The following is a 12,195-nucleotide window of genomic DNA, read 5'->3' as shown; positions in this document are numbered from 1 at the left end:
GCGGGAGATCATTCGTGAAGACAGCGATCACTGAACTGTTCGGCATCGAGCACCCGATCATTCAGGGCGGAATGCACTATGTCGGCTTCGCGGAAATGGCGTCGGCCGTCTCCAACGCGGGCGGGCTCGGCTTGATCACGGGTCTGACGCAGAGAACACCGGAACTGCTGGCCAAGGAGATCGCGCGCTGCCGGGATATGACGGACAAGCCGTTCGGCGTGAACCTCACGTTCCTGCCGACGTTCAGCGCGCCGCCCTATCCGGAATACATCGCGGCCATCAGGGAGGGCGGTGTCAGGATCGTCGAAACCGCCGGGCGAAGCCCCGAGCAGTACATGCCGGCCCTGAAGGCGGGCGGCATCAAGGTGATCCACAAATGCACCTCCGTCCGGCACTCCCTGAAGGCCGAGCAGATCGGCTGCGATGCCGTCAGCGTCGACGGCTTCGAGTGCGGCGGCCATCCCGGCGAGGATGACATGCCGAACATGATTCTGCTGCCGCGCGCGGCGGAAGAGCTGAAGATCCCCTTCGTTGCCTCCGGCGGCATGGCGGACGCGCGCAGCCTGGTTGCGGCACTGGCGATGGGCGCTGCGGGCATGAACATGGGCACGCGCTTCATCGCCACCAAGGAAGCGCCGGTGCACGAGAACGTCAAGAAGGCGCTGGTCGCGGCGACGGAACTCGACACCAGGCTCGTGATGCGCGCGCTCCGGAATACAGAGCGGGTCCTGAACAACAAGGGCGTCGAGCAGCTGCTCGGGATCGAGCGCGAGAAGGGCAAGAGCCTCAAGATCGAGGACATCCATGGGCAGGTGGCGGGCGTCTATCCCAAGGTGATGATCGACGGCGACATGGATGCGGGCGCGTGGAGCTGCGGCATGGTCGTCGGGCTCATTCACGACATTCCGACGGTGAAGGAGCTGATTGATCGCATCATGGCGGATGCCGAAAGACTCATCCGGCAGCGCCTGACTGGCTTCCTCGACGGCACCGGGCAGCGGCCGGCTGCGGCTCGGGCGATCGCGTAGGCGGAAGGACATACCGCTTCCGGACGTTCTGACGGAGGCTATGCGCACGCATGGTCATGCGTGCGTCGATCTTTGTTGAAGCTCGACGGGCCAGATCAACGGCCTTCGGCAGCCTCGGGGGTAGCTTATGGACCAGGCGGACTTCCACTACTATGAGCCGTCGAAAGGGCACGGACTCCGGCATAATCCGTTCAATGCGATAATCGCGCCGCGTCCGATTGGGTGGATTTCGTCGCGTAACGCAGCCGGTCAATTGAACTTGGCGCCGTACAGTTTCTTCAACGCGTTCCTCTACGATCCTCCCATCATCGGATTTTCGTCGATTTCGTGGAAGGACACCGTCAAGAACGTCAGCGAAACCCGTGAGTTCGTCTGGAATCTTGTCACCATGGATCTCGGCGAGCGCATGAACGTGACAGCGACGCCGCTCGATCACGGCGTGAGCGAGTTCGAAGCGGCCGGACTGACGCCGATACCCGGACGCCACGTTGCTGTGCCGCGGGTGGGCGAGAGCAGGGCCGCCATGGAATGCAAGGTCGTCGAGGTCTCTCAGCTGGCCAACGCACGCGGTGAAAAGGTCGAAGGCTGGTTCGTGCTTGGCGAGGTCGTCGCAGTCTACATCGACAAGGCATTGATCGAGGACGGTGTCTACAACACGGCGCTTGCGCGCCCGATATTGCGCGCCGGCCGGGGTGGAGATTACCTCGAGGTCAGGACCGAGAACATGTTCGAGATGAAGCGCCCGGCTGGAAGCAGCAAACCGGAATTCCACGGCACCTGATTGCGCCGGAAACAGGCTCAACTGTCGGGCTGGCCAGGCATCGGGTCGACAGGCCTGAGCCCGGCTTCGCAAAGCCGATGAGAGACTGAACGGAAAGCCTGTGCGGAGTCATATGCCCGTCAAGACCCCGGGCCCCGCGCGTAAAGGCCAAGAGCGAGCAGGGAAAACGCGCTCATCACGACCGAAGCCTGCGAACATCAGCATGGAAGAGGCAGCGTCGATCCCGCTGGTGGGGCTGACGGCCTGGCAGGCGCTGGTCGAGGTGGGCAAGCTGAAGCCTGGCCAGAAGGTCTTCATCCAGGCTGGCTCCGGCGGGGTGGGGACTTTCGCGATCCAGCTCGCCAAGCATCTCGGCGCGGTCGTGGCGACGACGACGAGCGCGAAGAATGTCGAGCTGGTCAAGAGCCTCGGCGCGGACCTGGTCATCGACTACAAGACGCAGGATTTCGAGAAGGTCTTGTCAGGCTACGATCTGGTCCTGCACAGCCAGGACGCCAAGACGCTTGATAAGTCTCTGCGGGTGCTCAAGCCGGGCGGCCTGCTCATCTCGATCTCCGGGCCGCCTGACCCCGAATTCGCCAGGGAGCAGGGCATGAACCTTTTCCTGAAACTGGTGATGCGCTTGCTGAGCCATGGTGTGCGGAAGAAAGCCGGAAAACTTGGTGTGCGCTTCTCGTTCCTGTTCATGCGCGCGCAGGGACAGCAGCTACGCGAAATCGCGTCCTTGATCGAATCCGGCGTGATCCGTCCGCTCGTGGACAAGGTTTTCGCGTTCGAAAAAACCGGCGATGCGCTCGCCTATGTCGAGACCGGGCGCGCAAAGGGCAAGGTCGTGATCAGGGTGGCAGACTAGCATCCACGGCGGACCAACGGGAAATTACGATCCTGCCTCATAGAGCACATCGAGAAAGAACAGGATCATGGCTAAGAATCCTGTCGCAGGCGCGGCCCCATTTCTCGCGTGTACGATCGGAGAGCAGATCCTGAAGCCATCAAATGCATCGGAGGAAGCAACATGACCCCGTCCAGCCCCGGCACACAGACTTCTACACAGGAGGTTGCGCTCATAGTGGGTGGTGGCCCGGGCATCAGCTCGAGCTGCGCCAGGCTGTTCGCGGAAAACGGGATGCGTGTCGCCGTCGCAGCCAGGAATCCGGAAAAAGCCGTCCTTGAGACTCTCGAAAAGATGCACGGCGTGCGTCGGTACGCCTGCGATGCAAGCGAACCGGCGGCCGTGGCTCAACTGTTCGCGAATGTCGCTCGAGAGATCGGAATGCCGAGGCTCGTCGTGCATAACATCGATGGCCGCGTTCCCGGCATTTTCCGCAAGGGCATTCTCGAAGCCGACCCTATGATGGCGCTCGAAACAATCCGAAACTCGGCATTCAGCGCGTTTCTGGTAGGTCAACAGGCAGCTCGGTTCATGCTCGGAAACGAACCCGACGTCAATGGTGCGAGAGGAACGATCATCTTTACGAACGCCAGCGCGGCGCTCAAGGGCTTTCCATCAAGTGGTGCATTTGCGATGGCGTGCCATGCAAAGTCCGGACTCGCGCAAAGCATGGCGAGAGAATTGATGCCGCAGGGAATCCATGTGGCGAATGTGCCGATCGATGCCGCGATCGGTTGGACTCAGGAGGACGGGACCCGCGCGCACCGGCTGGCGGGAACGACCGTGGACGACAACATGGCCGACCCTGTCCATATCGCGGAAACCTATCTGCAGCTGCACCGCCAGCACCGGTCGACCTGGGCTTTTGAAGTCGTGCTGCGGCCGTGGGTCGAGAGATGGTAATCGCGCTCAGCTGATCCCTCCGAACAATTGCGTGGATGTAGCTAATTCCAAATTAGAATTCTTCATTCTCGCTTAGAATCCATCCCGTACCGGTCTATCGACGCTCGTTCGTCTTGACAGTTCTATTTTAGAACGGTTTACTCCGCCGGCCTATAAGAATGATGGGTGTGGACCTCCCGGTTGAAGGGGGCCGCGCACGTTGCCGAAAACAAGGCGCGAGGGAGGATGTCATGAGGAGCGTGGACGAGCTCACAGCAGCCGAACTGCTGGACGGCCTGCCGTCCAGGGTGCACGAGGTCTACGCACCGTTCGTGCGGGATATTCCGGATCATCCGGCCTTCATGGAAGGCGGGCGTGCCTGGAGCTACCGGCAGTTCTCGGATGCGGTCGACGCTGCGGGAGAGAATCTCGCCGGATTGGGCATCAGGCCCGGCGATCGCGTGATCATTGCCAGCGAGAACAGCGTGGCCCTCGGCGTGATGCTCTTCGCAGCGAGCAAGCTCGATGCCTGGGGTATTCCGGTCAATCCCCGCCTTTCGCCCCGAGAGATCGACCTGATCGCAACGCACAGTGGCGCCAGACGCGTTCTGTTCAACTCGGCGCTGTCGAAGGAAGCGGCCGATCATGCCACCCGCGCCGGTGCGACAATCGGCGCCGTGGGGCCGTTCGGCGGAATCGGCATCGGTCCTCTCAATGCGGATGCCGAAACGGAGCCCGTCGAGGAGGATGGCGCTCGCCAGGTCGCGGGCCTTTTATACACCTCAGGCACGACCGGTGCACCGAAGGGCGTCATGCTGAGTCACCGCAACCTCCTCTTCACCGCAAGGACGTCGGGGATCCTTCGCCGGAGCGGTCCAGGCGACCGCATTTACGGCGTGCTGCCGATGTCGCACATCGTCGGGTATTCGATCTTGCTGATCTCGACGCTGATGCACGGCGGCACGTTGCATGTCGTGGCCAAGGCCGATCCCGCTGCGCTGGCTCACGCGATCGCCGAGGAAGGGATTACGAGCCTGTTTGGCGTACCTGCCACATATCAGCGTCTGCTCGAACACAAGGCGGTCAAGGGCATCCAACAGCTCGAACGGGGCAGCCTGCGGATCCTGGCCGTCGCCGGCGCTCCGCTCGACCTCGATCTCAAGAAGCGGATCGAGGACGAGTTCGGAATTCCGCTGCTGAACAATTACGGCATCACGGAATGCTCACCGGGACTCACGGGGGTCCGTTCGGAGCAGCCTGTCCCGGACGAGTCGGTCGGCCCGTTTCTTCCTGGCATTGAGCACCGGATCGTGGACGGGCGAGGAAAAGAGGTGGCGACCGGAGAGGTGGGCGAACTGCACGTTCGAGGTCCGAACATCATGCTCGGCTACTATCGTGCGCCCGACCTGACAGCGGCGGCGATCGATGAGCAGGGATGGTTCAACACGGGGGATCTCGCGCGGGTGAACGACAAGGGGAATCTCTACATCGCTGGTCGCACCAAGGAGCTGATCATCCGCTCCGGCTTCAACGTTTATCCCGCCGAGGTGGAGGCGGTCCTGAACGCTCACGACCAGGTCGTTCAGTCGGCCGTCGTCGGACGAAAGGTCGAGGGCAACGAGGAGGTCGTCGCATTCGTTCAGCTTCTCCCCGGCGCGAGCATCGGCGCGGAAGACCTCAAGGCGTACACGGCCCAATTGCTCACGTCCTACAAGCGTCCGACCGAATTGATCGTGCTTGACGCTCTGCCCTCGGCCTCCACCGGCAAGATATTGAAGCACAAGCTACGGGAGATGGCGAACGAACAGGCCGCCCCGAAGACCTCCCGTGCGGCAGCTGCTGGCTGACGGATGTCGGGAGTGCTCTGAACGGAATATGCCCCACAGGAAAGAACGGTGAGCGACGGACCTGTCGCCGAAGGGAGATGACAATGTTGAGAAGCGCCATGATTGTAGCCGCGCTCGCGGCATCCATAGCCGGCGCGCATGCGCAGACGCCGGGCGTCACTGAATCCGAGATAAAGATAGGAGCGACGTTCCCTTTCAGCGGCCCCGCTTCGCCGCTCAGTAATACCGGAAAGGGCATGATCGCCTACGTCAATTCGATCAACGAGCGTGGCGGCATCAACGGGCGGAAGATAAACCTCGTCACCTACGACGATGCCTACAGTCCCCCCAAGACGGTGGAGCAGACCAGGAAACTCGTGGAAAGTGACGAGGTGGCGTTCCTGTTCGGCCCGCTGGGTACGCCCGGCATCAGCGCTACTATCAAGTACGTCAACGCGAAGAAAGTCCCGCATCTGTTTGTCGTGAGCGGAGTCACGAAATTCACGAACTTCGCTGAATTCCCCATGACCACGACGGGATTGCCGAGCTACGACACCGAGGGACGAATCTACGCGAAATACATCACCCAGACCCGGCCGGACGCGAAGATTGCCATCCTGTATCAGAACGACGATCTGGGTAAGGACTTCGTCAATGCATTCAAGGGCTATTTGAAGGACGATTTCGACAAGAGAGTCGTCGCGTCGTCCTACGAAGTGACGGAGCCGACCATTGATTCCCACGTCGTTTCGCTGAAATCGTCTGGCGCATCGGCGTTCTTGGTGGCCGGCACGCCAAAATTCGCAGCGCAGGCCATCAAGAAGGCCGATGAGATAGCCTGGAAGCCGCTGTTCCTGATCAACTTCGTTTCGAGCTCGGTGTCTTCGACCATCGTCCCCGCAGGACCGGAAAAGGCCGTAGGCATAGTCGCCGCGACGATCACGAAGGACCCGAATGACAAGAAGTGGGCCGACGATCCCGGCATCAAATGGTACCGCGAGTTCTTTGCCAAATACCTGCCGGGCGCAGATATCGGAGACAACAATTACCTGTTCGGGACCCAGCAGGGACAGCTCCTGGAGCAGGTGCTCAAGCAATGTGGCAACGATCTCTCGCGGGAGAATATCGTCAGGCAATCGCGCAGCATCCGCGGGCTGTCGCTTCCCACTGTCATACCAGGCGTCATCATCAACACGGGCCCCGAAAGCAGTATGGCGTATACGCAGCTGCAGCTGCAGCGCTGGAACGGGACCACGTGGGAGCAATTTGGTAGTGTACTCAGCGCCGACGGGAAGTGAATTGTACCTGCTGAACACGCTGCGCAGGTGATTTGAGCCCGTAACGCGATCAACTGAATCATGGAGCACGGATGTCCAGCGGCGTTCTTTTCCGGCCTTTCAAGCTGAAAGGGCTGAACTTGCCGAACCGGGTCGTGATGGCGCCGATGACGCGCTCATTCTCTCCGGGCGGAATCCCGACCGAGGACGTCGCGCAATATTACCGCCGGCGTGCCGAAGGAGCGGTCGGCCTCATTATCTCGGAGGGCACGGGTGTGGATCGTCCGGCATCCTTGAACGATCCGAATGTTCCGCGTTTTCACGGGGAGAAGGAGTTGGCGGGATGGCGGCGTGTGGTCGACGAGGTGCATGCCTCCGGTAGCCTGATGGCACCGCAGCTATGGCACGTCGGAGCCGTTCGCACCCGCGCCAAGGATTGGTCTCCTCCGGGTCTTTACGACAGTCCGTCCGGCCTGTCGCGACCGGAGAAGAAATTCGGCGAGCCGATGAGCGAAGAGGACATCGCAGACGCCATCCGCGCTTTCGCTGATGCGGCGCTTGCCGCGAAGCGCCTGGGGTTCGACGCCGTCGAATTGCACGGCGCGCACGGCTATCTGATCGATCAATTCTTCTGGGAAGGCACCAATCGCCGCGAGGATGCCTATGGAGGCAAGGACCTGCCGGGTCGGGCGCGGTTTGCCGCTGATATGGTTCACGCCGTGCGCAAGTCGGTCGGACCCGACTTTCCGATGTTGTTGCGGATCAGCCAGTGGAAGCAGCAGGACTACGAAGTGAAACTGGCCGATACGCCTCGCGCGTTGGAAGCCTGGCTCAAGCCGCTGGTCGACGCGGGGGTCGATATTCTGCATTGCTCGCAACGGCGCTTCTGGGAGCCGGAGTTCGACGGTTCCGATTTGAACTTCGCCGGATGGGCCAAAAAGGTGACGGGGGTGCCGACAATCTCGGTCGGGTCGGTCGGCCTGACCGGCGAATTCATCGCCGCATATGGCGGGGAGAGCTCCCGTCCGGCGTCCCTCGACGAACTGATCCGCCGCCTCGATCGAGAGGAGTTCGATCTTGTCGCGGTGGGGCGGGCGCTGCTTCAGGATCCGCAATGGCTCCTGAAGATACGCGACGGCAGGACGGAGCAATTGATGGCCTTCGAGCGGACTGCGTTCGCTGCACTGAGCTAAGGCTCAGCGATGACGGGTTGCGAAGGCCGGCTGCGTCGCTGCTGAATAAAGGTTATCCAGATATTCGGTGGCCGGCATTCCGGCGATCTGTCCAAGCTGGTTGCTAAAGAAGATCGCGCGCGCCGGTCGATGGCAGAGGCGTGCGCGTCATTGTGCAATCTCCTGGAAGCAATTCGGAGACATGCAACGAGCGACACTAAGACCCGGGCCGGCCGAATCCGCACCGAGGTACATGGGCATGTGTTCAAGATCATCATCGACAACGTGGCGAAGAAGAACTCACGGCTACTCCGATCAGGAGATTGCCGCCCTTACCAACTCAAGCGTGCTGGTCATGGGACGTCTCCGGTGCGGCTCCTGTCGCATCAACGCTAGCAGCTTCGCGGCTGCATCATCAGGAAGACGATCGGCCATGGCCGAAAGAACGTTCGGATCGACGCGAGGCGCGCGCCAACGGGGCTCGTTGCAGGGAAGGTGACGGTGGGGTGTGTCCGCCCATCGCCGTCCGATTGCTTCGCGACGCGCAATCGCAAAAAAAATCCTGCGCAGTGTCGATTCCGAGCGAGGTCGACCGTCTACGAGCAGAGTTCCTCCCAGGGGAAGCTGACCATGGCGCCGACCTATACCATTTCAGCGCAGTCCGCCGCCGAGCCGCGCAAGGTCGCCCTTCCGGCGGTGTCACCGCGCACGCGTGCCATGCTGGAGGGCGCGATCCTTCCCACGATGCTGCGGCTCATCGTCGGCAATCTCGCCGTCATCGTCGTACAGGCGGCGCTTGTCCTGATGGAAGCCTACTACATCAGCTGGCTCGGATATGACGCGGTAGCGGGCATTACGCTGGTGGTCCCCCTGGTGACGCTCATGCTGACGATGTCGACGGCGGGGATCGGTGGTGGCGTTTCGGCGGTCGTTGCCCAGGCTCTGGGCGCGCGGCGCTTGGAGTTGGCCGACGCCGCTGCGCTGCACGCGATCATCCTCGGTATCCTGTTCGGTCTTGGATTCACCGCCGCCGAGCTACTCGGCGGGCCAGCCCTGTTTCGTGCCATGGGGGCCACGGGAGGCGCGCTCGAAGCCGCCGTCACCTATGGCGGGGTGTTCTTCGCCGGCATGACTGCGCTTTGGCTCTACAATATCCTGACCTCGATCCTGCGGGGGGCGGCCATATTGCGCCTGCCGTCCCTCGTGACGCTTGTCGGGGCCGCGGTGACCCTGATCCTTTCGCCGGCACTCATCATGGGCTGGGGGCCGCTGCCGCAGCTCGGGATTGTCCGCTTCGCGGCCCGCTCGTACAGATCGGCTTTTGAGCGGGGGAGTTCGAGAAAATCCCCGCTTCTATCAAATTGTTCTTATGCCGGCATTCGGAGGTTCGCTGCTCCGGCCCAGCCGGCAAGTTGCTGACCCCCGAATTGCCGACGGAGCTGGCCTGGATCTGAGGCCGCTGCGCCAGGACCGCGCCTGCAAGTGCGTCGACGCCCGTCGCTTCGCTCGGTGCAAGCGCAACATTCCCTCCATCCGGAATTGATCCGATTGGGACTTCCCGACGATGTCGGTAAGATCCGGGCGTTCGGTCGTGGAACCTCACGAGCCAGGTGCGCGCTCGGGGCGCGAAAGCGCTTGACACGGGTCGGAATACTTAACATGTTAAATATATCGAATGACGCCCCGGCTTGAGGCCGTCGGCAGGGGCGATGCCGTTCGTCACTGGCTTTGCGAAAACAAACAGCGGGTCGCTGCCCACATGCGGTCCGGCAGAAAGGGAGTGAACCGTCATGTCCAAGCTTCAGGAAAACATCGACAAGGCGGAGCGCCACCTTGCTCGCTTCAAGGAGAAGGGCGTGCTGAACCGGATCGGCGGCGATGACGTCCCGGCTGCCGACGGCGCGACGTTCGAAACGATCTCTCCTGTCGATCTGAAGCCGCTTGCCAAGGTGGCGCATGGCAAGGCCGCGGATATCGACCGGGCCGCGAAGGCCGCGCACGCAGCCTTTCCGCAATGGGCCGAGACATCTGGGGAAGCCCGGAAAGCGCTCCTGCACAAAGTTGCCGATGCCATCGTCGCCCGCGCCGAGGAAATTGCCTTCGTCGAATGCATGGATACCGGGCAGTCCCTGAAATTCATGGCCAAGGCCGCGCTGCGGGGCGCCGAGAATTTCCGCTTCTACGCCGACCGCGCGCCCGAGGCGCGCGATGGCAAGACGCTTCGCACCGACGGCCAGGTCAACATGACCACCCGCGTGCCGATCGGTCCGGTGGGCATCATCACGCCCTGGAATACGCCCTTCATGCTGTCGACGTGGAAGATCGCGCCGGCGCTTGCGGCCGGCTGCACCATCGTTCACAAGCCGGCCGAATTTTCGCCGCTGACCGCGCGTCTCCTGGTCGAGATCGCGGAAGAGGCCGGCCTGCCCAAGGGCGTCTGGAATCTCGTCAACGGTCTTGGCGAGGACGCCGGCAAGGCGCTGACCGAGCACCCGCTCGTCAAGGCGATCGGCTTCGTCGGGGAGGGCCGCACCGGCTCGATGATCATGAAGCAGGGCGCCGATACCTTGAAGCGTGTTCACTTCGAGCTCGGCGGCAAGAACCCGGTGATCGTGTTCGCCGATGCCGATCTCGATCGTGCCGCGGACGCGGCGGTGTTCATGATCTACTCGCTCAATGGCGAGCGCTGCACCTCGTCCTCGCGCCTGCTCGTCGAGGCGAGCATCCATGACAAGTTCACGGCGATGGTTGCGGAGAAGGCCGGCCGGATCAAGGTCGGGCATCCGCTCGATCCCGAGACCGTCATCGGTCCGCTGATCCACCCGGTCCACGAGAAGAAGGTGCTCGGCTATTTCGAGATCGGCAGGTCGGAGGGCGCGACGATTGCTACCGGCGGCCGCAAGGTCGATGGTCCCGGCGGCGGCTGCTACGTCGCCCCGACGCTCTTTACCGGCGCCAACAACCAAATGCGCATCGCACAGGAGGAGATCTTCGGCCCCGTCCTGACCGCGATTCCGTTCAAGGACGAAGCCGAGGCGCTCGCGCTCGCCAACGACGTCCAGTATGGCCTCACCGGCTATCTCTGGACATCGGACGTCACGCGCGCCTTCCGCTTCACCGACCGGCTGCAGGCCGGCATGATCTGGGTCAATTCGGAGAATGTGCGCCATCTGCCGACGCCGTTCGGCGGCGTGAAGAGCTCCGGTATCGGACGCGACGGTGGAGATTGGTCGTTCGATTTCTATATGGAGACGAAGAACGTGGCGTTTGCGACCAAGGCGCATAACATCCAGAAATTGGGCGGCTAAGCGGTCCGCAGCAGATCAAGGAGGACATCATGGCATTGCCGACGCCTAACCTTTATCCGCCGTTCAATATCGTGCGTCTCAGTCACGTCGAATTTGGCGTGAGCGATCTTGCCAGGTCCCGCGCGTTCTATGTCGACACGCTCGGCTTGCAGGTGACCGACGAAAGCTCCGATGCGATCTACCTTCGCGCGATGGAAGAGCGCGGGCACCATTGCATCGTGCTGAGGAAGTCCGACAAGATCGAGGCCCGCGATCTCGGCTTCAAATTGTTCGGCGAAGAAGACCTCGACAAGGCTGTCCACTTCTTCAAGAGCAAGGATTTGCCGGTCGAATGGGTGGAGCGTCCCTATCAATCGCGCACGTTCCGCACCCGCGATCCCCACGGCATTCCGCTCGAGTTCTATTCCAAGATGGACCGGCTGCCGCCCATCCATCAGAAATACGCCCTCTACAAGGGCGTGAAGCCGCTCCGCATCGACCACTTCAATTGCTTCTCGCCGAACGTCGATGAATCCGTCGCCTTCTACAACGAGATCGGCTTCCGCGTGACGGAGTACACGGCGGATGAGGAGACCGGACGCTTATGGGCCGCCTGGACCCACCGCAAAGGCGGCGTTCACGACTTGGCATTCACCAATGGCCGCGGCCCGCGCCTGCACCACACGGCATTCTGGGTGCCGACCCCGCTCAACATCATCGATCTGCTCGACCTCATGGCAACGACGGGGTGGGTGTCCAACATCGAACGTGGTCCCGGCCGCCACGGCATCTCCAATGCCTTCTTCCTCTACATCCTCGATCCCGACGGTCACCGCATCGAAATCTACTGCTCGGACTACCAGACGGTCGATCCCGATCTCGAGCCGATCAAATGGGACCTGAAGGATCCGCAGCGTCAGACGCTGTGGGGAGCGCCCGCGCCGAAATCCTGGTTCGAGCACGGCAGCCTCTTCGCCGGAGTTGCGCCGCGCGACGCCGAGCTGGCGGCCCAGCCGATCATCGCCCCCTGATCGAGGCGAGAACAAAGTA

General features: G+C 62.0%; 9 protein-coding genes and 1 pseudogene. All 10 read left to right on the top strand.

The features are described from left to right. The first annotated feature begins 14 nt into the window (after positions 1–14). The 10 genes and pseudogenes from RPS27_RS36745 (at position 15) to hpaD (ending at position 12,176) form a co-directional block, all read left to right on the top strand. Positions 15–1,028, top strand: a complete 1,014-nt coding sequence (locus tag RPS27_RS36745) for an NAD(P)H-dependent flavin oxidoreductase (RefSeq protein ID WP_212065443.1) — start codon at positions 15–17, stop codon at positions 1,026–1,028. Between the two features lie 127 nt (positions 1,029–1,155). After that, positions 1,156–1,809, top strand: a complete 654-nt coding sequence (locus RPS27_RS36740) for a flavin reductase family protein (protein WP_212065442.1) — start codon at positions 1,156–1,158, stop codon at positions 1,807–1,809. A gap of 184 nt (positions 1,810–1,993) precedes the next feature. Then, positions 1,994–2,662, top strand: a pseudogene (locus RPS27_RS36735) (NADP-dependent oxidoreductase); the annotation flags it as partial. A 162-nt stretch (positions 2,663–2,824) separates the two neighbouring features. Next, a complete protein-coding gene (locus tag RPS27_RS36730) occupies positions 2,825–3,604 on the top strand; it encodes an SDR family oxidoreductase (protein ID WP_212065441.1) in 780 nt (259 codons plus the stop codon). Positions 3,605–3,834: 230 nt separating this feature from the next. Beyond that, a complete protein-coding gene (locus tag RPS27_RS36725; RefSeq protein ID WP_313755017.1) occupies positions 3,835–5,430 on the top strand; it encodes an AMP-binding protein in 1,596 nt (531 codons plus the stop codon). Positions 5,431–5,513: 83 nt separating this feature from the next. Then, positions 5,514–6,707, top strand: coding sequence for an ABC transporter substrate-binding protein (locus RPS27_RS36720; protein WP_249131471.1), 1,194 nt, complete (start codon positions 5,514–5,516; stop codon positions 6,705–6,707). 71 nt (positions 6,708–6,778) lie between these two features. After that, entirely contained in the window at positions 6,779–7,879 is a 1,101-nt protein-coding gene (locus RPS27_RS36715) for an NADH:flavin oxidoreductase (protein WP_313755016.1), read from the top strand. Positions 7,880–8,488: 609 nt separating this feature from the next. Next, complete coding sequence (locus RPS27_RS36710; RefSeq protein WP_212065438.1) at positions 8,489–9,277, top strand: MATE family efflux transporter; 789 nt, start codon at positions 8,489–8,491, stop codon at positions 9,275–9,277. A 371-nt stretch (positions 9,278–9,648) separates the two neighbouring features. Continuing rightward, positions 9,649–11,166 (top strand): 5-carboxymethyl-2-hydroxymuconate semialdehyde dehydrogenase, encoded by a 1,518-nt coding sequence (hpaE, locus tag RPS27_RS36705; RefSeq protein WP_212065437.1) that lies wholly within the window; start codon positions 9,649–9,651, stop codon positions 11,164–11,166. Between the two features lie 29 nt (positions 11,167–11,195). Next, on the top strand, positions 11,196–12,176 hold the full coding sequence (gene hpaD, locus RPS27_RS36700) for a 3,4-dihydroxyphenylacetate 2,3-dioxygenase (RefSeq protein WP_211417931.1): 981 nt from the start codon (positions 11,196–11,198) through the stop codon (positions 12,174–12,176). Positions 12,177–12,195 lie beyond the last annotated feature (19 nt).

The organism is Bradyrhizobium sp. WYCCWR 12699 (assembly GCF_032144035.1).
Taxonomy (GTDB): domain Bacteria; phylum Pseudomonadota; class Alphaproteobacteria; order Rhizobiales; family Xanthobacteraceae; genus Bradyrhizobium.
The sequence above is the reverse complement of the archived record's forward strand: the minus strand, read 5'-3'. Positions and strand labels throughout refer to the sequence as shown.

Excerpts from the sequence above, each read along its gene's own strand:
- RPS27_RS36740 (WP_212065442.1), top strand. The coding sequence starts at position 1,156 with ATGGACCAGGCGGACTTCCACTACTATGAGCCGTCGAAAGGGCACGGA.
- RPS27_RS36730 (WP_212065441.1), top strand. The coding sequence starts at position 2,825 with ATGACCCCGTCCAGCCCCGGCACACAGACTTCTACACAGGAGGTTGCG.
- RPS27_RS36725 (WP_313755017.1), top strand. The coding sequence starts at position 3,835 with ATGAGGAGCGTGGACGAGCTCACAGCAGCCGAACTGCTGGACGGCCTG.
- RPS27_RS36720 (WP_249131471.1), top strand. The coding sequence starts at position 5,514 with ATGTTGAGAAGCGCCATGATTGTAGCCGCGCTCGCGGCATCCATAGCC.
- RPS27_RS36715 (WP_313755016.1), top strand. The coding sequence starts at position 6,779 with ATGTCCAGCGGCGTTCTTTTCCGGCCTTTCAAGCTGAAAGGGCTGAAC.
- RPS27_RS36710 (WP_212065438.1), top strand. The coding sequence starts at position 8,489 with ATGGCGCCGACCTATACCATTTCAGCGCAGTCCGCCGCCGAGCCGCGC.
- hpaE (WP_212065437.1), top strand. The coding sequence starts at position 9,649 with ATGTCCAAGCTTCAGGAAAACATCGACAAGGCGGAGCGCCACCTTGCT.
- hpaD (WP_211417931.1), top strand. The coding sequence starts at position 11,196 with ATGGCATTGCCGACGCCTAACCTTTATCCGCCGTTCAATATCGTGCGT.